Consider the following 20126-nt stretch of genomic DNA (forward strand, 5'->3'; position numbering starts at 1 on the left):
CGGGTCACGCTCTGATCCGGACGCTCAGCACGGCGGCGCAGAACGCTCCGAAGCCCAGCACCGCGCACCCGACGCCGACCGGCGGCAGCAGCTCGCTGCGGTGCAGCACCGCGGCGGCCATCCAGACGCCGAGCCCGGCCACCGCGCCGAGCGCACCCGCGCCCACCGCGGCGACGACCATCGACTCGCCCCGCCGCACGCCGGCGGCGAGCGACTGCAGGTAGGCGAGAGCGAACAGGATCACCAGCACCGAGCCGCCGCCCATCAGGCTGGCGATCGGTGGCTGCACCGGCAGCAGCAGCACGTCGGTGCTGGCCGCCGGCTCGGTCCCGCCCGTCCGCACCAGGCTCAGCCGGCCGGTCAGCACGCCACCGGCGGCCCACCGCACCCACGACTCGAGCAGGACGCTGGTGTTCCACTCGCCCCGTCCGGTGGCCCGGTGCGGGTCGCTGGCCGCCCGGCCCAGGTGCCGGCCGAGCACGGAGACGTCGAGCTCGACGTGGTAGGTGCCGGGACCGGCGTCGTCCACGCGGATCGGGATCGGCTCGGAGAGGTCGACCCAGGCCGGGACGACCACGGTCGCGCCCGGCGTCAGGCTCACCGGCTGGCGGCTCGCGCGGTCGGCCGGGCGGCCCGCGCCCGGTGCCAGCACGGCCAGCGCGACCAGCAGCAGCGCGCACCCCACCGCGGCCGGCCCGGACAGGGTCCGCCGACCGAGCCGCCGCGCCGGTGCCCGCGGAACGTCCGGGGGGCGGCCGGGGACCGTGGCACTGGCCCGGGTCGGTGCCGACCGGCCCGGATCAGCCCGGTCCCAGGTCCCGGGCCTGTGCTGCGGCTGGGTCGGCCCCGCGACCGTGGGTCCTGCCGCCGTGGGGGCTGCTGCCGTGGGGGCTGCTGCCGTGGGGCCGGGCGACGTGATGCTCGCCCTCGTCCTGGCCCAGCCCGGCGGCGTCACCCGGACCGTCGGCAGCTCGGCCGGTCGCCGTGCGGTCCGGGTCATCGCCTCGGCGACCGGCTCGCCGAGCGTCACCAGCAGCCCGGAGCGGGGCAGCCATCCGCCGCCGTAGACCGTGGTGGCGGCCTCGGCCAGCGCGATACCGAACGCCTCCGCGGTCGGGTACCGGTCGGCCGGATCGGTCTCCAGTGCCCGGTACAGCACCGCGGCCAGCTCCGCGGGAACGTCCGGCCCGATCGGATCCGGTGGCCGGAGGAGCCGCTGCTCGGCCAGGAGCGTGAACTCGGCCGTCGGCCGGTGCGGAGCCCGGCCGGTCAGCAACTCGTAGAGGACGACGCCGGTCGTGTAGACGTCGGTCGACCGGCCCAGCCCCTCGCCGGTGAACTGCTCCGGGGACATGTACCGCGGAGTGCCGATGATCGTGTGCCCGTCGGTGCTGGTGACCGTACGGTCGCCGCCGAGGATCGCCGCGATTCCGAAGTCGACCACCTTCGGCCGCCCGGCCCGGTCGAACAGGATGTTGCCGGGCTTGATGTCGCGGTGCAGCACCCGTCGTCCGTGGGCGGCGTGCAGGGCGGCCAGCACGGCCAGCACGGTCCCGCAGGCTTCCGGCGCGGTCAGACCGCGCCGGTACCGCTCCTGCAGCCCGGAGTCGGAGAGACGCTCCATGACCAGCGCGCAGGCTCCGCTGGTGTGCCGGGCGTCGTAGACGCGGACGATGTGGTCGTGCTCGAGCATCGCCAGCAGCACGCCTTCGGCCGCGAACCGCGTCCGGGTGTCCGCGTCGGCGGCCCATTCCGCCGCGAGCTGCTTGATCGCCACCGGCCGGCGCAGCTCCCGGTGGACCCCGGCGTAGACGGTGCCGAACGCCCCCCGCCCGAGCTCGCCCTGGATGTCGTAGCCGGGTAGGAGCGCGGCGAGTTCGGCCCGGTCGGCCTCGTCGGCCCGGTCGGTGGGGTCTACCACCGCCGTTCCTGCGGCGGAACCCGCTCCGGGGCGCCGACGCCGGCGGGCTGCGTGCGCTCGGGGTCGGAAGCCGGTGCGGCCACGGCGGCCGGCGGCCGCGGCGGACCGGGCCGAGGGGTCGGCGTGAGGTAGCCGAGCACGAACGCGCCGGCCGCGAGCCCGATCAGATACCCGAATTCCGACGCCGTGGTCGGCGCCGTGATCCGCAGCACCGAGAGCCCGATCACCGTGGAGAGCCCGAGCCCGAATCCGGCCGGCACGAACCGCAGGCCGCGCATCGCGCGGTTGACCGGGAGCCGCCGGCGGGCCAGTGCGACCAGCACGGCCGCCCAGAGCAGGACGGTGACGACGAGCGTGCCCAGGCCGAACAGCCCGTAGGCCGAGATCACCGAGGCGTGCACGTCGGCGGTGCCCTCGACGGTGCCGATCGTGTCGCGGTCCTCGTCGACGAGCGTCAGCGAGAGGGGCAGCAGACCGGTGGCCTGGCCTTCCAGCGAGTCGACCTGGATCTCCATCGTCCACTGCCGGGTCTGCCCGGCCGGGATCGAGAGCCGGGTCGCCGCCTCGAACACGAAGAAGTCCAGGCCGAGCACGGCCCCGGACAGCCGCACCGAGCGGACGTGCAGCGTCTCGGGGGAGTCGTTGCGCACCGCGACCCGCACCGTGACGAGCCGGTCGGGGTGGATCGCGATCGGGTCGCGGAGCCGGGTGCCGTTGACGGTGGCGTCCAGCCGCACCTCGGACCGGGCCGACCGGGTGACCGTCGACCGGGCGACCGCGGCCGAGGGGACCGCACCGAGCAGCACGGCCACCGCTGCCAGGACCAGCAGGATCCGCCTGGTCATCGCTGTGCCTCCAGGTTTGCGCCGTACTGCAGGCGCACGAGCACGAATGCGGCCAGCGCGAAGAACAGCAGCAGTACGTAGGTCTGGGACGTCGAGCCGTCGGAGCTGACCTGGGCCATGCTGACGGTGGTGACGAGGATCGGGCCGCAGTCCGCGGTGACCTTGCGCTCGCCGATCCGGAAGCTGTCGAACTGCACGGTCGTGGTGAAGTTGCCCCGGGCGTCGGCGACCGTCCGTCCGATCTCGATGCCGTCGGCGGTCAGGATGACCGTGTGGCCGGGTGCGCACCCGGCGCCGCGGGCGATGACCGAGTCGCCGACCGTGACCAGGTCGGGCGCGACCAGCAGCTGACCGGCCTTCGGGGCGGGGGCCGGCGCCGACGTGTCGGCCGGATCGACGTCGGCCGGTAGCGCGACGCAGTCGCCCTGCGGCTGTTGCCGGGTGCCCGCGGGGCAGGCCGCGTACTGGCACCCGGCGCCCTGGCAGTCGGCTCCGGTGACCAGGGCACCCGGGTCGGTCGCCCCGCCGGGGGCTCCGGGCTGTACCGGCGTGACCGGCTTGCCCGGCGCGGCCGGCGCTCCGGGGCCGGCGGGCGTGCCGGGATCAGCGGGCGTGCCGGGATCAGCGGGTGCGCCGGGGTCGGCCGGTGTGCCCGGGTTTGCTGGCGTGCCCGGGTTTGCCGGTGTGCCGGGATCAGCGGGTGTGCCCGGGTCTGCCGGCGTGCCCGGGTCTGCGGGTGTGCCGGGGTCTGCGGGTGTGCCCGGGTTCGCCGGGGTTCCCGGGTCGGCGGGGGTCACGGGTGGGACCGGGACCTGCGGAGGCATGCAGCGCCCGGCCTCGTCCCGGACCGTTCCGGCCGGGCAGACCGCCGGCGCGGGCTCACACGTCCCGGCCCCGGTCAGCGTCGTGCCGTCCGGGCAGCTCGGGCCGGTCACGCAGTGACCGCCGCTCAGCACACCGCGCGTGCAGGTGGGCACCGGGGGGCCGACGCAGTTGTTCCCGACGAGCGTCGTACCGGCCGGGCAGGACACCTCGGGGTCGTGGAGGCACAGTTGCCCCTCGAGCCGATCGCCGGCCGCGCAGGTGAACGTGGGCGGCGCCACGCACCGGTTGCCGTCGGCGGTCGTGCCCTCGGGGCACGACGTCTCCCCGGGTTCCCGGCAGAAGGCGTTGCCGTCCTGCACCACCGGCGTCCCGGTCTCGCAGTTCGGCTCGCCACCCGATGCGACACAGGAGTTCTCGGACAGGTCGAAGCCGTCCGGGCAGGACTTCGTCCCGTCCACCACGCAGAGCGCGTTCAGCTCGTCCTGGGTGTCGGGGGTGCCGCTGCAGGTCTCGCCCAGCGGCTGCTCGCACCGCCCGTCGTGCGGAGAGAAACCGTCCGGGCAGGCCAGTTCGGCCGGCGTGATGCAGAGCCCGTCCCCGGGCACGCCGATGTCACAGCCGAAGTTCGTCGGGAACAGGCAGCCGCCGTCCGATTCGGTGACGCCCTCCGGGCACCCCGCGGTGGCCGGGATCGAGCAGGTATTCGCCCCGTCCGGTGTGGTCGGCGGGGGGCAGTTGAGCGTGGCCGGCTGCTCGCACACGCCGTTGCGCAGGGTCCCCACGGCGCACCGGGGCTGGGCCGGCGTCGAGCACTGGCCGTCCTGCTGTTTCGTGGTGCCGGAGGGGCAGGCCTGAACCGGCGGCTCCTCGCAGTGGTTGTTGACGAACGTCGCGCCGCTGGGGCAGGCCGACTCGGCCGCGAGGGCCCGATCGGGCCCACCGGACCAGCAGAGGAAGGCCAGGATGGCCAGCGCGACGGCCGCAAGACCCGCGCGGCGCCAAGGGGTGGGCCGCGCGAATGCGGTCCTCGAGATCGCGAACACCAGGCGCCCTTCTCCGCACGAGGCGGAACAGCTGCCTCATCGCAGCCCGTTGACACAAACCGAGCGGTGATGTTCCGACACTCCACTCACGATCGGCTCACGGTTCGCTCACGCACCACGGGCCGGGCAGCGGGCAGCCGGCCGAAATCTGACCATTCGCTAACGTCTGCGGCGCAGGCCGCCGCCGCGGGCCGGAAGCTACCTAGGGTCCTCTCATGCGGATTCTGATCACCGGCGGTGCCGGCTTCATCGGGTCACACGTGGTCGAAGCGATCGCGGCGGCCGGTCACGAACCCGTGGTCCTCGACCGGCTCGACCCCGACCTCCACCCGGGGGGTGCACCGGCGGAGATCGCCGGCTACGAGGTCGTCCGGGCGGACGTGCGGGACCGGGCCCGGGTGGCGGACGCGTTGCGCGGCGCCGTGGCGGTGATCCACCAGGCCGCTCGGGTCGGTCTCGGCGTCGGCGCGAGCGACCTGCCGCTCTATGTCGGCGACAACGACCTGGGTACCGCGGTCCTGCTGGCGGAGGCGGCGGACGCGGGCGTCCGGCGGCTGGTACTGGCCAGTTCCATGGTCGTGTACGGCGAGGGCGCCTACCGCTGCCAGGAGCACGGGGCGGTGGCTCCGTCGGCCCGCCACACGAGCGACCTGGAGAACGGCCGGTTCGAGCCGCCGTGCCCGGAGTGCGACCGCCCGCTCGAGCCCGGCCGGGTCGCCGAATCGGCCCGCCTCGACCCGCGCAGCACCTACGCGGCCACCAAGGTCGCCCAGGAGCACCTCGCGGCGGCCTGGGCCCGGGAGACCGGTGCCCAGGCGATCGCCCTGCGCTACCACAACGTCTACGGGCCCCTGATGCCCCGGGACACGCCCTACGCCGGCGTCGCCGCGCTGTTCCGCTCCGCGCTGGCCGCCGGAGAGGTACCCCGGGTGTTCGAGGACGGGGCCCAGTTGCGCGACTTCGTCCACGTCACGGACGTCGCTGCGGCGAACCTGGCCGCGTTCAACTCGCTGCCGTTCGCGACGCCGGGGACGCTCGAGGCCTACAACGTGGCCTCCGGCGATCCGCACACGGTCGGGGAGATGGCGTCGGTGCTGGCCGGGGCGTTCGGGGGTCCGGCGCCGGTGGTCACCGGCCAGTTCCGGCTCGGTGACGTCCGCCATGTCGTGGCCTCGCCCGAGCGGGCCGAGTTGCGACTGGGGTTCACCGCCAAGATGCCCTTCGTCCAGGGCGTCACCGAGTTCGCGTCCGCCCCGCTGCGGGGCTGAACGACGCTGCGAGGCGCTGCGGGCGGCCGGCGTGGCCGCCCGCAGGCGGGATCAGCGGTCCGCGGGCAGCCGGACCGTGAAGCGGCAGCCGTTGCCCGCGTTGACCACGTCGATCCGGCCGCCGTGCTGCTCGGCCAGGCCCTGGGCGATGGCCAGCCCGAGCCCACCGCCGGAGCGCAGGCGATCGTCGGCGGAGCTCGGCGTCCGCGCGGCCTCGCCCCGGAAGGCCAGGTCGAAGACGCGGGGGAGATCGCCCTCGGGGATCCCGCCGCACTCGTCGCTCACCGCGACCCAGCCCTGCCCGCCCGCGATCACCACCTGGCCGTCGAGCGGAGTGTGCCGCACCGCGTTGACCAGCAGGTTGGCCAGCACCCGGCTGAGGTCGGCCTCGTTGCCACGTACGACGCCGTACGGACCGCGGTAGGCCGTCAGCCGGACGCCCTTCGCCCGCGCGACCGGCGCCACCCCGGACACCGCGTCCGACACGACCTCGCCGAGCGACACGTCCGCGCTGCCCGGCCGTACCGCACCGGCGTTGATCCGGGAGAGCTCGAACAGGTCGTCGACGAGCTCGGCGAGCCGGTCGACCTCGAGCCGCATCCGCTTGTGGTAACCCGCCACCGACTCCGGTTCGTCGACGACCCCGTCCTCCAGGGCCTCGGCCATCGCCCGCAGGCCGGCCAGCGGCGTCCGCAGGTCGTGCGAGACCCAGGCGACGACCTCGCGGCGGCTGTGCTCCAGAGCACGTTCCCGGTCCCTGGCCTCCGCCGCCCAGACGCTGGCCCGGGCCAGCCGGGCTCCGGCGAGCACCGAGAGCGCGAGGCTGACCGTCGCGGCGATCGCCACCACGACCATCAGCACACCCAGGTCGTGACCACTCAGGAACATCGCCTGGGCCACCACGACGACGGCGGCGACCACCGCGGCCACGCTCACGGCCAGCAGCAGGCAGAGGTGGGCCGTGATCGACCGGCCGCGCAGGGCACGAAGCCCCAGCAGCCCGAGAGCACCGACGACGAGGGCGGAACCGCCGGCCAGGCCGGCGACCACGAACAGATCAGGCATCGGATTCGCTCCGGTGGTAGCGGTAGCCGACTCCCCAGACGGTCTGGATCCGGCTCGGACAGGTCGGATCGGGCTCGATCTTCTCCCGCAGGCGGCGGACGTGGACGGTCACCGTGGCCTGGTCGCCGACGTCCCAGCCCCAGACCTGCCGGAGCAGCTCGGCGCGGTTGAACGCCCGGCCGGGATGGCGCAGGAAGTGGGCGAGCAGGTCGAACTCCCGCAGCGTCAGCGGCACCGGCGACCCGTGCAGAGACACTTCCCGGGATCCCGGATCCAGCCGGAGACCGCCGTCGGAGAGCAGCGTCTGGGCTCCGTCGCCGCGGTTCACCCGGCGCAGGATCGACTGGGCCCGGAGCGTCAGCTCGCGCGGGGAGAACGGCTTGGTGACGTAGTCGTCGGCACCGATCTCGAACCCCACGACCCGGTCGGTCTCGTCGCCCAGCGCGGTGAGCATCACGATCGGCACGTCGGAGCCGGCCCGCAGGCGACGGCAGACCTCCAGGCCGGAGAGTCCGGGCAGCATCAGGTCCAGTACGACCAGGTCCGGCGGGTGCTTCGCGGCGGCGCGGAGCGCGCCGGGCCCGTCGGCGGCCTGGTCGACCACGAATCCGGCTCGACGCAGGTAGCGGCCGACCACCTCGCTCACCGTCGGGTCGTCGTCGACGACCAGGACACGCTGCGGCGCGGACTCGGTACTCACCACTTCAGCATCCACCCCAGCTGGATGCCGAGTGCGACGAGGAGTTGCACCGCCAGCCAGATTCGGGCCCGAGCGGCCGGCAGACCGGCCGCGGCGACGAGCAGCCAGATCGTGAACGGCAGGAAGATCCGTTCCACCTCGCCCTTGGCCAGGTTTGTGGCCACCGCGAGCACGATCGTGCCCGCGGCCGCGAGCGGCATCACCGCGGCCGCGATCACCGCGCGCCGCCGGGAACGGAGCGTCACCGCGAGACCGCCGAGCGCGGCCGGACCGGCGCAGAGCGCGACCGCGGCCAGGTCGGCGACGAGGAAGTACGCGGTCGGCCGCTCGATCCACGCCGGACCCTCGCGGACCCGCGCGGACGCCACGACGAAGCCGTCGTACCACCAGAAGCCACCGGCCGCGAACGCGGCGACCACGGCCAGCACCGCGAGCCCGCCGATCACCAGCGGGCGTACCCGGTGCTGCGCCACGACCGCGGTGACGGCCAGGACGCCGACCAGCGCGAGCCCGTACGAGAGGAACAGCAGGCCGCCGAGGAGCAGGCCGCCGGCCACGGCCAGGGCGTCCGCCCCGGGCCCGCGCCGGGAGGCGGCACCGGCCAGTGCGAAGACACCCCAGCAGGCGACGCCCGAGAACATCGCGTCGGCCGACGTCGCCACCCACAGCGCGGTCGGCGCGAGCACCAGGAACGGCGCGGCCCGGCGCGCGAGCGGTTCGCCGCCGAGGATGCGCGTCGTCCCCAGAACGGCAGGCACGGCGGACGCACCGGCCGCGATGCACAGCGCCGCGGCCCAGCCACCGCCGTGCAACCCGACCCGGTCGAGTGCGGCGAAGACCAGGAGCGCGCCCGGCGGGTGCCCGGAGACGTGGGTGACCCATTGGAACCCCGGCGAGCCGCCGAGGACGTGGTCGGTGAAACCGTGCAGGAACGGCCCCAGCGCGCCGACCCGCGGCACGTCGCGCAGGTACTCCCACTCCGTGGTCAGCGGTGCGGCCAGCGCTCCGGGCCCGTCCACCAGAGCCAGCGCCACCGCCCAGACCGCCGCCGCGACCCCGCTCCCGACCGCCAGGCGCCGCCACGGCCAGCGCGCGGCCGCCCACGGGGCGCCCGCGACCAGGGCGATTCCCACGGCCACGGGAAGCACGGTCAGGGCCGGAAGACGGGGGGCGAAGCGGCCGGTCAGCGGCTGCCCACCGGCGAGATGCAGATGGACGCCACGGGCCGAGAGCGCCGCTCCCCACGCGGCGACGCCGACGACCAGCAGCCCGGCGGCGAGACCCACGAGCGCCGGGAGCCGGTCGCCGGAACGGTCCGCCTCGAGTGAGGGTTCGGCCGGACGTCGAGTGAGCAGAGACACGAGCCGACGGTAGGCCCGCAGCCCGCCGCCGGGTGCGCCCCACCGCGAGCCGTTCGCGAACCGTAAGAACTCGGGCGGACGTTCGCGAACCGTAAGAATCAGCTGGTCGGAGCGGCCCTAGCGTCGGACGGCATGGACAACGTGGACGTGGTCTTCCCGTGTTTGAACGAGGTGCTCTCCCTGCCCTGGCTGCTGGGCCGGTTGCCGGTCGGCTACCGGGCGGTGGTGGCCGACAACGGCTCCACGGACGGCTCGGCGGCGCTGGCCGCCGAGCTGGGAGCGGTCGTCGTCCCGGTGCCGGTACGCGGCTACGGGGCCGCCGCGCACGCGGGGCTGGAGGCCGCGACCGCGGACATCGTCTGCTTCTGCGACGCGGACGGTTCGCTCGACCCCGCGCAGCTGCCGCTCGTCGTCGAGCCGGTGCGCGACGGCGCCGCCGATCTGGTCCTCGGGCGCCGCCGCCCGGTGTCCCGGTCGGCCTGGCCGGTCCACGCGCGCTGGGCGAACGCCGTGCTCGCCCGGCGTCTGCGCCGACGCCTCGGCGTGCGGCTGCACGACCTCGGGCCGATGCGCGCGGCCCGGCGCGCCGGGCTCCTGGAGCTCGGCCTGCAGGACCGGCGGTTCGGCTACCCGCTGGAAACCGTCACCGCCGCGACCGCCGCCGGGTGGCGCCTGGCCGAGGTGGACGTCCGGTACGGCCCGCGGACCGCAGGCAGCCACTCCAAGGTCACCGGCACCGCCGCCGGTACCGCCCGCGCCGTGCTCGACATGGGCCGGGTGCTGGCCCGATGACCGCCCGACCGGTGCCGTTCCAGGCGCTCGTACTGGCCAAGGCGCCCGTTCCCGGCCGGGTCAAGACCCGGCTCTGCCCGCCGTGCACGCCGGCGCAGGCGGCCGAGCTCGCACACGCCTCACTGCTCGACACGCTCGACGCCGTCCGCGGCAGCGCCGCCCGGCGACGTCTGCTGGTGCTCGACGCGCCCCGGTTCGCGGCCGGTCTCCCGCACGCCGGCTTCGGGGTCGTGCCGCAGCGTCCGGGCCCGCTCGGCGCGCGGCTGGCGGCCGCCTTCGCCGACACCGCCCACCCCGGGCTCGCGTCGGTCCTCGTCGGCATGGACACCCCGCAGGTGGACGCCGACCGGCTGGACGCGGTCGTCGCCGGTCTGGCCGACGCGGACGCGGTCCTGGGACCGGCGACCGACGGGGGCTGGTGGGTGCTGGCGCTCCGGGATGCCCGGCACGCCGAGGTCCTGGCGGCGGTCGCCACCTCGACCCCGACGACCGGAGCCGACACCCGGGCCGCACTGCGGTCGGCCGGACTGCGGGTCGCGGACGCGGCGCCCGCGACCGACGTCGACACCGCCGAGAGCGCGCGCGAGGTGGCCGCGCTGGCCCCGGACACGCGGTTCGCCGGTGCCTGGACCCGGATGGCCGAGTCGTTGACGGCCCTGGAGACCGCATGACGGCCACCACGGCCGCCCGGCTCTACGCCGAGGGAATCCGGGCGCTGGCCGCCGGCCGCCGGCCCTCCCTCCTCGTGCGGACCGAGGACGGCAGCACGACACCACTGGGCCTGGACGACTGGTACGCGACCGAGTGCCCGGGCGACCGCGGTCTGCTCGACCGCTGCGGCGGCCCCACCCTGGACGCCGGCTGCGGGCCCGGCCGGTTGGCGGCCGCGCTGGCCGCCCGGGGGCGACCGGTGCTGGCCGTCGACATCGTGCCGGCCGCCGTCGCGTCGGCGCGCCGCCGGGGGGCGGTCGCACTGCGCCGGTCGCTGTACGCGCGCCTGCCCGGCGAGGGACGCTGGCCGGTCGTGCTGCTGGCCGACGGCAACGTCGGCATCGGCGGCGACCCGGGACGCGTGCTGCGCCGGACCGCCGAGGTGATCGGCGCCGGGGGCCGGGTGCTCGTGGAATGGGCGGCCCCGGGCCGCAGCCGGCGGGGGCGGATCCGCCTGGAGTCCGGCGACCGGCACAGCGAATGGTTCCCGTGGGCCGAGGTCGGCGCGGACGCCGCCGCCCGGGTCGCCGCCCTCGCCGGGCTGCACACGGCCGACACCTGGGAGGAGAGCGGACGATGGTTCGCGGTTCTCACCCACGGCTGATCTGGCGCCGGCCGATCCCGCCGCCTCCGGCCCGCCTGCGCCGCGGACCGTTCGCACCCGGGGCGTTCCCGTCCCGGCTGCGGTCGGAGCGGCTCACCTCCTGGCTCGGGGTCTGGCTCGGCCTGGCTTTCGGAATCTGCCTGGTGACCGGTCTGATCAGCCACGAGCTGCAACATCCGGCGTCGTGGTTCGTCTGGCCCACCCGGCCGGTCTGGCTCTACCGGGTCACCCAGGGGCTCCACGTGGCGACCGGACTCGCGGCGGTGCCACTGCTGCTGGTCAAGCTCTGGTCGGTCTTCCCGGCGCTGTTCCGCTGGCCGCCGGTGCGCGACCCGGCCCACGCGCTCTCCCGGGCGGGCCTGCTCGTCCTGGTCGCCAGCGCGGTGTTCGAGCTGGCCAGCGGGGTGCTGAACACCGCCAGGTGGTACGTGCCCTTCGGTTTCGGCTTTCCCTCCGCGCACTACTGGACGGCGTGGCTGGCCGGCGGCGCCCTGCTCGTCCACATCGGCGCGCAGCTCCCCGTCGTCCGCCGTGCCCTCCGTTCGCCCGCGTCCGAGCCCGAGCCCGAGCCCGGGCCCGCGCCGGCGCAGACGCCCGTGCTGGCGCAGACGCCCGTGCCGGGGTCACCGGGGGAGGGCGGTGGCCTCACCCGGCGTGGCCTGCTGGCCTCGGTCGGCGCCACCGTCGGGATCCTCACGCTGGCGACCGCCGGGCAGACGATCGCGCCGCTGAGCCGGATCTCGCTGCTCGCGCCGCGCCGCCCGCACCTCGGCCCGCAAGGCCTGCCGGTCAATCGATCCGCGACCGCCGCCGGGGTGGGGCGGACCGCACTCGAACCCGGCTACCGGCTGGTCGTGACCGGCACCCGGCGGCTGGAACTCGCGCTGCCCGAGTTGCGGGCCCGTCCGCAGCACCACGTCGAGCTGCCGATCGCCTGCGTCGAGGGGTGGAGCGCGAGCGCGCACTGGACCGGCGTGCGCCTCGCCGACCTGCTCGACGACGCCGGTGCCGACGCGGACGCCGAGATCGTCGTGGAGTCACTGGAGCGCGCCGGGACCTACCGGAGCAGCGTCCTTCCGGCGGCCTTCGCGCGGGATCCGCTGACACTGCTGGCGTTGCGGCTGAACGGGGAACCGCTGGCCCTCGACCACGGCTACCCCTGCCGTCTGATCGCCCCGAACCGGCCCGGCGTGCTGCAGACCAAATGGGTGGGCGCGATCACCGCCCGGGCCCGGTGACGCCGATGAGAGCGATCCGCGCCGTCCTGGCCGTCCTGGGTCTGGCCGCGGCGAGCTACGGCGCCTACGGGATCCTGACCGGTCTCAGCGCCCGGGCGCTGCGCGGCTGGCTGCGGTTCTGGCTCGGCTCCGCGCTCGCCCACGACCTGGTGCTGGCGCCCCTCGTCGTGCTGGCGGGCTGGGCGCTCGCCCGGCTGGTGCCGCCGGTGGCCCGCGGACCGGTGCAGGCGGGCGCGCTCGTCACCGGCGTCCTCGTCCTGGTCGAGGCGCCGTTCATCACCGGCGCCGGACGTCGGCCCGACGTGCCGTCGGCGCTGCCGTTGAACTACGGTCTGGGCACTCTGCTGGTGGTCGCCGGCGTGTGGGCGGCCGTCGCCGTGGTGGTCGGGTACCGGCTCCACCGCCGGGCCCGGCGGCCCGGGTCCGCCACCAGGGCCGCGACGCCAGACCGGCCAGCACGGCGCCGGCGGTGTTGACCAGAACGTCGTCCACGGACGACACCCGGTCGAGCCGGAAGACGTACTGCGCGGTCTCCACCAGGATCGAGCAGGCCGCGCCGAGCGCCAGAATCCGCGGCACCGACGCCAGGGCCGCGAACCGCAGCGGGCCGAAGCATCCGAGTGCCGCGAAGACCAGCAGGTTCCCGACGATGCCCAGCACGCCCATCGTGGCCAGGTCGTGCAGCGGGACCAAGCTCACCCGGCCGGGGACGACGCCGGCCCCCGGCCCCGGCATCAGCGTCAGCCACAGCCACGGCACGGTCCCGTAGACGATCCCGACCTCGGCCAGTGGGTCCCGCCACCCCCGGCGACGAGCCAGGACCCACACCAGCAGAGCGGCCGGCGGCAGCCCGGCCAGCGTCATCAGGACCGTGCCGTTCTCGGTGCCGAGGCAGCCGCGCCACTGCAGGGCCAGACACTGCGAGGCAGGCATCCAGAGCATCCGTCGCAGCACGAACCCGCCGTACACCACGCCGAGCGCGGTCAGACCGAAGAGCGTGACCCGGTATTTCATCCCTCCTATTCCAGACCGGGGCCGGTTGCGGCGGCGTACGCGTTTTCCGATACGCCCGCGATAGATCTGGTCGGTCACCACCAGCCCGAGGGGCAAACCTGTCGTCCACGACGAACAGCGTGCCGCCGCGGATCCCTACCATCCCCTCGCATGGGCGATCTTGGTGACCTCCGGGCCTGGCTCGACGAGCAGCTTCCCCCGCTGCTGGAGAAGTACGACGTCCCCGCCGCGGGATGGGCCGTCGCACAGGGCGGCGAGGTGATCGACGGCGCCGCCGGGCTGCTCAGCAAAGAGACCCGGGTGGAGGCGACGCCCGACTCGGTCTTCCAGATCGGCTCGATCACCAAGCTCTGGACCAGCTCCCTGGTGCTGCAGCTGGTCGACGAGGGTCTGGTCGAACTCGACCGGCCGATCCGGGACTACCTGCCGGACTTCCGGATCGCCGACGAGCGGGCCGCCGCGCGGATCACGATCCGGCAGTTGCTCAACCACACCGCCGGGTTCGAGGGCGACATCTTCCTCGACACTGGTTTCGGCGACGACTGCCTCGAGAAGTACGTCGCTTCGCTGCAGGACGTGCCGCAACTGTTCCCGCCCGGTGAGCAGTTCTCCTACAACAACGCCGGCTACTGCGTGCTGGGACGGCTGGTCGAGGTCCTGCGCGGCCGCCACTACGACGCCTGCCTGCGGGAGTACCTGATCACCCCGCTCGGGCTCACCCACGCCGCGACCGACGCCTACGAGGCGATCAGGTTCCGTGCCGCGATGGGACACGTCGAGCTGGAACGGGGCGCGGGCTACGTCCCGGCGCCGGTCTGGGCGATGGCGCGCTCCAACGCGCCGGCCGGCGCGATGCTCTCCATGCGCCCGCGCGACCTGCTCACGTTCGCGCAGATGCATCTGGACGACGGACGAGCGGCCGGCGGCGCGCAGGTACTGGCGCCGGGCACGGCGGCGCGGATGCACGACTGGCAGGTCGACCTGCCCGAGCTCGGCCTGATGGGTTCGTCCTGGGGCCTCGGCTTCGAGCGGTTCGACCTCCCGGCCGGGACGCTGATCGGCCACGACGGCAACACGGTGGGGCAGGCCGCGTTCCTCCGGATGGTCCCGGGCGCCCGGGTGGCCGTCGTCCTGCTGACGAACGGCGGCGACGCGATGTCGCTCTACAAGGACGTGGTCGGGCGGGTACTCGGCCGCCTCGCCGGGGTCGAACTGCCCGCGGCGCCGACGCCGCCCGCGGAGCCGGGGCAGATCGACGCCGAGCGGTTCCTCGGGACGTACTCGGCGCAGGTCTTCGAGCTCACGGTCAGCCAGGACGAGGACCGGAGGATCTGGATCGAACAGGTCCCCAAGGGGTTCTTCGAGGAGATGGGCGGCCGCGCCGAACGGACCGAGCTCGTCCCGTACCGCGACGACATGCTGATCCCGGTCGAGCCGGACCGTGGCATGTACGTGCCGCACGCGTTCCTGGGCGACGACGGCACCGGCCACGCGCTCTACCTCCACCTCGGGCGCGCGATCCGCCGCGCCGGAACGGCCGTGCCGGCCGGAAAGACCGTGCTCTCCGGAAAGGAAGAAGCATGAGACTGACGACTGCGGCCGCCTACGGCCTGTGCCTGACGCTGGCGCTGGCCGGCTGCTCGGGCGGGTCCGGTACCGGCGGAACCGGGACGGCGCCGGTGATCGAGGGCGGCACGTTCACCCTCGGCCTGGCGCAGGATCCCGGTGCCCTGGACCCGCAGGGCGGCGCGGGCACGTCGCTGTTCACCGTGAGCCAGTTCGCCTACGACTCGCTGGTCAGCGTCGACGGCAAGACCGGGGAGGTCCAGTCCGCGCTGGCCAAGAGCTGGGACGCCAAGGGCACCGCGGTCACGCTGACGCTGAACGAGGGCATCACCTGCTCGGACGGCGCCGCGCTCACCGCGTCCGACGTGGCGGCCAACATCAACTACGTCGCGAACCCGAAGAACAGCAGCCCGTTCCTCGGGGTCTTCCTGCCGGCCGGATCCAAGGCCACCGGCGACGACGCGAGCCGGGTCGTGACGCTCACGCTGGCCCAGCCGTCGCCGTTCGTGCTGAACGGGCTGGCGAGCCTGCCGATCGTGTGCGCCGGTGGCATGAAGAACCGCGCCGCGCTGTCCAAGACGACGTCCGGCACCGGGCCGTTCACGCTGGTCGAGGTGGCACCCGGTGACCACTACACCTACCAGTTGCGCGACGGGTACACCTGGGGCCCGAACGGCGCGACGACCGCGACGAAGGGCATGCCCAAGACCGTCGTCGTCAAGATCGTGCAGAACGAGACGACCGCGGCGAACCTGCTGCTCTCCGGCGGCCTGAGCGCCTCGCAGATCCTCGGTCCCGACGCCGCCCGGCTGGAGAAGGCGGGCCTGTTCTCGGCCACCACCCCGGCACTGGTCGGGGAGCAGTGGTACAACCACGCCAAGGGGCGGGTCACCGAGGACCCGAAGGTCCGGCTGGCGCTCACCCAGGCCCTCGACCTCCCGCAGCTGCAGAAGGTGCTCACCTCGGGCAAGGGCACGGCGGCGACGACGCTGGCCGACAACGTGCCGATCGCCTGCCCCGGCGACTCGATCAAGTCGTCGTTGCCCGCCAGTGACCCCAAGGCGGCCGGCGCCCTGCTCGACCAGGCCGGCTGGACGCGGGGCGCCGACGGACGCCGGACCAAGGCCGGCAAACCGCTGACGCTGACGATGCTCTACCAGACCACCGGAAGCGGCAGCGACGCCGCGGCCGAGCTCACGGTCAAGCAGTGGAAAGCCGTCGGCGTCACCGCCACCGCGAAGGCCCAGAACGAGACGACGCTGACCGGCACGCTCTTCGGCGCCGGAGACTGGGACGTGGCCTGGGTGCCGCTGCACGTCAACACCCCGGACCAGCTCGTGCCGTTCCTCTCCGGCGCGGCCGCACCCAAGGGCACGAACTTCGCGGCGATCTCCGACCCCGTCTACGACCAGGCGGTCAAGGCCGCGATGGCGATCCCGGGCACCGACGGGTGCAAGGCCTGGCTCGACGCCGAGTCCGGCCTGATCGCCCGGGCGTCGATCGTCCCGTTCGCCAGCACGAACTTCCGGACGTTCGGCAAGGCGGCGAAGTTCGAGACGCCGGGTGGCCTGGTCCCGACGAGCATCCGGATGCTGGCGAAATAGCGTGTCGGCTGCCCTGACCGTCCGCAACCTGCCCACGGTGAGCCCGTGGGTGGGTTTCGGCGTGCGTCGTTTCGGCCGGCTGCTGGTCTCGCTGTGGGTCCTGCTGACGGCGTCGTTCGCGATGATCCACCTGATCCCGGGCGACCCGGTCCGCGGCGCGCTCGGCCCCACCGCACCGGCGGAACTGGTCGAAGCGCGCCGGGAGGCCCTGGGGCTGAACGACCCGCTCGCCGTCCAGTACCTGCACTACGTCAAGGGCCTGCTGACCGGCGACCTGGGCACGTCGCTGGCGTCCCGGCTGCCGGTCTCCGACGTGATCGCCCAGCGGCTGCCGGCGACGCTGACGCTGGCCGTGCTGGCGTTCCTCGCGGCCGTGCTGATCGCGATCCCGCTCGGCGTCACGATGGGGGTGCTGACCCGGCGCGGTCACGGATCCCGCACCGAGGTCGCGTTCACCACCAGCAGCACGGTCGTGGCGACGGTTCCGGACTTCCTGATCGGCGTCGCGCTGGTGTACGTGTTCGGGATCCTGCTCGGCTGGCTGCCGATCGCCGGTAACGACACCGCGGCGGCGTACCTACTGCCGGTGTTGTCGCTGGCGATCGGACCGGCCGCGATCCTGGCCCGGATCGTCCGGGTCGAGATGACGTCGGTCCTGGAGGCCGACTTCGTCCGCACGGCCCGGGCCAAGCGGCTGCCGGCCCGGTCGATCTACCTGCGCCACGCGCTGCCCAACGCGGTCACCGGCGCCCTGACCGTCGGCGGGCTCCTGCTCAGCGCGATGGTGGCCGGCACCGTGCTGGTCGAGAACGTGTTCGCCTGGCCCGGGCTCGGCAGCACGATCGTGAGCGCGATCCTGACCAAGGACTACCCGGTGGTGCAGGCGATCGTCCTCGTCTACGGCGTCGGGGTGCTGCTCACCAACCTCGTCGTGGACGTGTTCCTGGCGTTGCTCGATCCCCGCTCGACGATCCGGGAGGGCTGACGGATGCGCTGGTTACGGGTCGTCCGGACCCCGCTGGGCCTGACCGCGACCGTGCTGATGGCTGTCGTCCTGGTGGCCGCCGCGCTCGGGCCGGTGGTGTGGGGCACGGGTGCCGACGCGGTCGACACCGACCGGATCCTGGCGGCGCCGTCGGGCGCGCACTGGGCCGGGACCGACAGCCTGGGCCGGGACATCCTGCTGCGGGTGCTGGTCGCGTCCCGGCTCTCGATCGTGCTCGCGCTGCTGGCCACCGTCCTCGCGGTCGGCGCCGGGCTGGTGCTGGGCGCGTTGCCGTTCCTGCTCGGCCGGCGGTCCGGCCGGATCGTCACGGCGGCGGTCAACATCGCGGTCGCTTTCCCCGGCATCCTGCTGGCGTTGTTCTTCGCGGTCGTGTTCGGCGTCGGTGCGACCGGCGCGGTGCTCGCGATCGGACTCGCCGGTGCCCCGTCGTTCGCGCGCCTCACCCAGACGCTGGTCGCCGAGGTCGCGGCGCGGGACTACGTCTCGGCCGCACGGACGGTGGGCCTCGGCCGGGGCCGGATCCTCGTCCGGCACGTGCTGCCGAACGTCGCCGAGCCGCTGGTCGTCAACGCGACGATCGGGGCCGGCGGTGCGCTGCTCTCGTTCGCCGGGCTGTCGTTTCTCGGCCTGGGCGTCCAGCCGCCCGCCTACGACTGGGGCCGGTTGCTCTACGACGGCATCGGCACGATCTACGTGAACGCGGCGGCGGCGCTCGCCCCCGGGGCCGCGGTGGTGCTGGCCGGACTCGCGTTCAACTTCTTCGGCGAATCCGTCGCCAAGGGCCTGGGCGTCACCGTCGACGTCGGACTCCGGCCGGTCGTGCGGGCCCGCGTCCGCACGGAAGGACGACCGGCCGAGCCGGACGCGGACGTCGTGCTCGACGTCCGGGACCTCGAGGTCACCCTGGCCGGTCCGGCCGGGCCGATCCGGCCGGTCCGGGGCATCTCGTTCCAGGTCCGACGCGGTGAGGCCGTCGGCATCGTCGGGGAGTCCGGGTCCGGGAAGTCGATGACGGCACTGGCCGTCACCCGCCTGATCGCCGACCACGGCCAGGTGGACGCCACCCGGCTCACGCTGCTCGACCAGGACCTGCTCGCGCCGGACACCGCGGCCCGGCGCCGGACGCTGGGCACCCGGGTGGCGATGGTCTTCCAGGACCCGATGACCGCGTTCAACCCCACCAGGCGGATCGGTGCCCAGCTCGCGGAAGCGGCGACCCACCACCAGAAACTCAGCCGGAGGGAGGCGATGGCCCGGGCGGCGGACCGGCTGGACGCGGTCCGGATCCCGGACGCCCGGACCCGCGTGCGCCAGTACCCGCACGAGTTCTCCGGCGGCATGCGTCAGCGGGCGATGATCGGCATGGGGCTGATGAACACCCCGGCCCTGATCGTGGCCGACGAGCCGACCACGGCCCTCGACGTGACCGTGCAGCGGCAGGTGCTCGAACTGCTCGCGACGATCCGGCGCAGCGACCGCGCCGCGCTGGTGCTGATCAGCCACGACGTCGCGGTGATCGGGGACGTGTGCGATCGCGTGCTGGTGATGTACGCGGGCCGGATCGTCGAGGAGCTGCCGGCCGACGCCAAGCCCCTGCACCCGTACACGCGGGCGCTGATGGACGCGGTGCCCGACATGGCGACCGACCTCGACCGTCCGCTCGCGACGATCCCCGGCCGTCCGGTCGACCCGGCCGACGTGCCACCCGGCTGTGCCTACGCCGAGCGGTGCCCGCTCGCCGACGACCACTGCCGGGCCGAGGATCCACCCCTGGCCGCCGATTCGCCGGAGCACCGGGTCGCGTGCTGGCACGCGGGTGAGGAGCCCCGATGAGCGAGCTGAAGTTCGAGCACGTCACGGTCCGCTACGGGCGCGCCACCGCGGTGGACGACGTCAGCCTGACGGTGCCGGACGGCGCCGTGATCGGGCTCGTCGGGGAGTCCGGCTCGGGAAAGTCCACGCTGGCCCGCGCCGCCGTCGGTCTGGCTCCGCCGGTCGGCGGCCGGATCACGCTCGACGGCGCGCCGGTGCCGACCCGGGGGCGCCCCCGTCCACTGCAGATGGTGTTCCAGGACCCGTACTCCTCGCTCGACCCGCGGATGACGGTCGGCGCGACCATCGCCGAGGCGATGCCTCCGGGGCGGGCCCGGTCCGAGCGGCGGGCCGGCGTCACCCGCCTGCTCGAACAGGTCCACCTGGACCCCGGTACCGCCGGCACGCTCCCGTCCCGGCTCTCCGGCGGTCAGCGGCAGCGCGTCGCGCTGGCCCGCGCGCTGGCGGCCGACCCGAGCGTGATCATCGCCGACGAGATCACCTCCGCCCTGGACGTCTCGGTCCAGGGCGCGGTGCTCAACCTCGTCCGCGAACTCCAGCGCGAGCTGGGGCTGTCGATGCTGTTCATCTCCCACAACCTCGCCGTCGTCCGTTACGTCGCCTCGCACGTGGCGGTGATGCGACGCGGGCGGCTCGTCGAGCACGGGCCCACGTCGCAGGTGCTGGCCGAGCCCGCACACGAGTACACCCGCGAGTTGCTCGCCGCCGTACCCGGCCGAGCGCCCCGAAG

16 protein-coding genes and 1 pseudogene are annotated in these 20126 nt (G+C 74.4%); 10 read left to right on the top strand and 7 right to left on the bottom strand.

The features are described from left to right. Positions 1 to 4 precede the first annotated feature (4 nt). From ACIBZJ_RS09300 to ACIBZJ_RS09310, 3 genes are read right to left on the bottom strand one after another with little or no spacing between them, the layout of a single operon-like run. Positions 5 to 1921 (bottom strand): protein kinase, encoded by a 1917-nt coding sequence (locus ACIBZJ_RS09300; protein ID WP_395927341.1) that lies wholly within the window; start codon positions 1919 to 1921, stop codon positions 5 to 7. Beyond that, entirely contained in the window at positions 1915 to 2766 is an 852-nt protein-coding gene (locus ACIBZJ_RS09305; protein ID WP_395927343.1) for a hypothetical protein, read from the bottom strand. The genes ACIBZJ_RS09300 and ACIBZJ_RS09305 overlap by 7 nt, the downstream gene beginning before the upstream one ends. Continuing rightward, positions 2763 to 4634 (bottom strand): hypothetical protein, encoded by a 1872-nt coding sequence (locus tag ACIBZJ_RS09310; protein ID WP_395927345.1) that lies wholly within the window; start codon positions 4632 to 4634, stop codon positions 2763 to 2765. Before ACIBZJ_RS09310 ends, ACIBZJ_RS09305 begins: the two co-directional genes overlap by 4 nt. 215 nt (positions 4635 to 4849) lie before the next feature. Between ACIBZJ_RS09310 and ACIBZJ_RS09315 the strand changes: the two genes are divergently transcribed. Next, the gene (locus ACIBZJ_RS09315; protein ID WP_395927347.1) at positions 4850 to 5902 is read left to right on the top strand and encodes an NAD-dependent epimerase/dehydratase family protein; all 1053 of its coding nucleotides are present in this window, start codon (positions 4850 to 4852) and stop codon (positions 5900 to 5902) included. A gap of 51 nt (positions 5903 to 5953) precedes the next feature. Here the strand turns inward: ACIBZJ_RS09315 and ACIBZJ_RS09320 are convergent, their stop codons facing one another. From ACIBZJ_RS09320 to ACIBZJ_RS09330, 3 genes are read right to left on the bottom strand one after another with little or no spacing between them, the layout of a single operon-like run. Continuing rightward, the gene (locus ACIBZJ_RS09320) at positions 5954 to 6967 is read right to left on the bottom strand and encodes a sensor histidine kinase (RefSeq protein ID WP_395927349.1); all 1014 of its coding nucleotides are present in this window, start codon (positions 6965 to 6967) and stop codon (positions 5954 to 5956) included. Continuing rightward, on the bottom strand, positions 6960 to 7667 hold the full coding sequence (locus ACIBZJ_RS09325) for a response regulator transcription factor (RefSeq protein ID WP_395927351.1): 708 nt from the start codon (positions 7665 to 7667) through the stop codon (positions 6960 to 6962). Before ACIBZJ_RS09325 ends, ACIBZJ_RS09320 begins: the two co-directional genes overlap by 8 nt. Beyond that, complete coding sequence (locus ACIBZJ_RS09330) at positions 7664 to 9028, bottom strand: hypothetical protein (RefSeq protein WP_395927353.1); 1365 nt, start codon at positions 9026 to 9028, stop codon at positions 7664 to 7666. Before ACIBZJ_RS09330 ends, ACIBZJ_RS09325 begins: the two co-directional genes overlap by 4 nt. A 132-nt stretch (positions 9029 to 9160) precedes the next feature. On the opposite strand from ACIBZJ_RS09330, the gene ACIBZJ_RS09335 reads away from it, so the two are divergent. Genes ACIBZJ_RS09335 through ACIBZJ_RS09350 form a run of 4 tightly spaced genes read left to right on the top strand, consistent with a single transcriptional unit; the run spans position 9161 to position 12373 of the window. Further along, complete coding sequence (locus tag ACIBZJ_RS09335; protein ID WP_395927355.1) at positions 9161 to 9820, top strand: glycosyltransferase family 2 protein; 660 nt, start codon at positions 9161 to 9163, stop codon at positions 9818 to 9820. Continuing rightward, positions 9817 to 10491, top strand: coding sequence for a DUF2064 domain-containing protein (locus ACIBZJ_RS09340; protein ID WP_395927357.1), 675 nt, complete (start codon positions 9817 to 9819; stop codon positions 10489 to 10491). Before ACIBZJ_RS09335 ends, ACIBZJ_RS09340 begins: the two co-directional genes overlap by 4 nt. After that, complete coding sequence (locus ACIBZJ_RS09345; protein WP_395927359.1) at positions 10488 to 11135, top strand: methyltransferase domain-containing protein; 648 nt, start codon at positions 10488 to 10490, stop codon at positions 11133 to 11135. The genes ACIBZJ_RS09340 and ACIBZJ_RS09345 overlap by 4 nt, the downstream gene beginning before the upstream one ends. Continuing rightward, on the top strand, positions 11108 to 12373 hold the full coding sequence (locus ACIBZJ_RS09350; RefSeq protein WP_395927361.1) for a molybdopterin-dependent oxidoreductase: 1266 nt from the start codon (positions 11108 to 11110) through the stop codon (positions 12371 to 12373). The genes ACIBZJ_RS09345 and ACIBZJ_RS09350 overlap by 28 nt, the downstream gene beginning before the upstream one ends. A gap of 276 nt (positions 12374 to 12649) precedes the next feature. Here ACIBZJ_RS09350 and ACIBZJ_RS09355 read toward each other — a convergent pair whose 3' ends face one another. Further along, positions 12650 to 13387 carry a VanZ family protein gene (locus ACIBZJ_RS09355; protein ID WP_395927363.1) on the bottom strand — a complete coding sequence of 246 codons (738 nt, stop codon included), beginning with the start codon at positions 13385 to 13387 and terminating at the stop codon, positions 12650 to 12652. Between the two features lie 150 nt (positions 13388 to 13537). Between ACIBZJ_RS09355 and ACIBZJ_RS09360 the strand changes: the two genes are divergently transcribed. From ACIBZJ_RS09360 to ACIBZJ_RS09380, 5 genes and pseudogenes are all read left to right on the top strand, one after another. Further along, positions 13538 to 14971 (top strand): serine hydrolase domain-containing protein, encoded by a 1434-nt coding sequence (locus ACIBZJ_RS09360; RefSeq protein WP_395927365.1) that lies wholly within the window; start codon positions 13538 to 13540, stop codon positions 14969 to 14971. Beyond that, positions 14968 to 16557, top strand: a complete 1590-nt coding sequence (locus ACIBZJ_RS09365) for an ABC transporter substrate-binding protein (RefSeq protein WP_395927367.1) — start codon at positions 14968 to 14970, stop codon at positions 16555 to 16557. The genes ACIBZJ_RS09360 and ACIBZJ_RS09365 overlap by 4 nt, the downstream gene beginning before the upstream one ends. Before the next feature lies 1 nt (position 16558). Next, a complete protein-coding gene (locus ACIBZJ_RS09370; protein ID WP_395927369.1) occupies positions 16559 to 17542 on the top strand; it encodes an ABC transporter permease in 984 nt (327 codons plus the stop codon). A 3-nt stretch (positions 17543 to 17545) separates the two neighbouring features. Next, positions 17546 to 19396, top strand: coding sequence for a dipeptide/oligopeptide/nickel ABC transporter permease/ATP-binding protein (locus tag ACIBZJ_RS09375; protein ID WP_395927371.1), 1851 nt, complete (start codon positions 17546 to 17548; stop codon positions 19394 to 19396). After that, positions 19393 to 20109: pseudogene (locus ACIBZJ_RS09380) on the top strand (ABC transporter ATP-binding protein); the annotation flags it as partial. The gene ACIBZJ_RS09375 and the pseudogene ACIBZJ_RS09380, both read left to right, overlap by 4 nt. Positions 20110 to 20126: the final 17 nt, after the last annotated feature.

The organism is Cryptosporangium sp. NPDC051539, from assembly GCF_044454545.1.
Lineage (GTDB): Bacteria > Actinomycetota > Actinomycetes > Mycobacteriales > Cryptosporangiaceae > Cryptosporangium.

Bases quoted from the DNA above. Each gene is read 5' to 3' on its own strand.
- ACIBZJ_RS09305 (WP_395927343.1), bottom strand. From the start codon at position 2,766: ATGACCAGGCGGATCCTGCTGGTCCTGGCAGCGGTGGCCGTGCTGCTC.
- ACIBZJ_RS09315 (WP_395927347.1), top strand. From the start codon at position 4,850: ATGCGGATTCTGATCACCGGCGGTGCCGGCTTCATCGGGTCACACGTG.
- ACIBZJ_RS09320 (WP_395927349.1), bottom strand. From the start codon at position 6,967: ATGCCTGATCTGTTCGTGGTCGCCGGCCTGGCCGGCGGTTCCGCCCTC.
- ACIBZJ_RS09335 (WP_395927355.1), top strand. From the start codon at position 9,161: ATGGACAACGTGGACGTGGTCTTCCCGTGTTTGAACGAGGTGCTCTCC.
- ACIBZJ_RS09340 (WP_395927357.1), top strand. From the start codon at position 9,817: ATGACCGCCCGACCGGTGCCGTTCCAGGCGCTCGTACTGGCCAAGGCG.
- ACIBZJ_RS09345 (WP_395927359.1), top strand. From the start codon at position 10,488: ATGACGGCCACCACGGCCGCCCGGCTCTACGCCGAGGGAATCCGGGCG.
- ACIBZJ_RS09350 (WP_395927361.1), top strand. From the start codon at position 11,108: ATGGTTCGCGGTTCTCACCCACGGCTGATCTGGCGCCGGCCGATCCCG.
- ACIBZJ_RS09355 (WP_395927363.1), bottom strand. From the start codon at position 13,387: ATGAAATACCGGGTCACGCTCTTCGGTCTGACCGCGCTCGGCGTGGTG.
- ACIBZJ_RS09360 (WP_395927365.1), top strand. From the start codon at position 13,538: ATGGGCGATCTTGGTGACCTCCGGGCCTGGCTCGACGAGCAGCTTCCC.
- ACIBZJ_RS09365 (WP_395927367.1), top strand. From the start codon at position 14,968: ATGAGACTGACGACTGCGGCCGCCTACGGCCTGTGCCTGACGCTGGCG.
- ACIBZJ_RS09375 (WP_395927371.1), top strand. From the start codon at position 17,546: ATGCGCTGGTTACGGGTCGTCCGGACCCCGCTGGGCCTGACCGCGACC.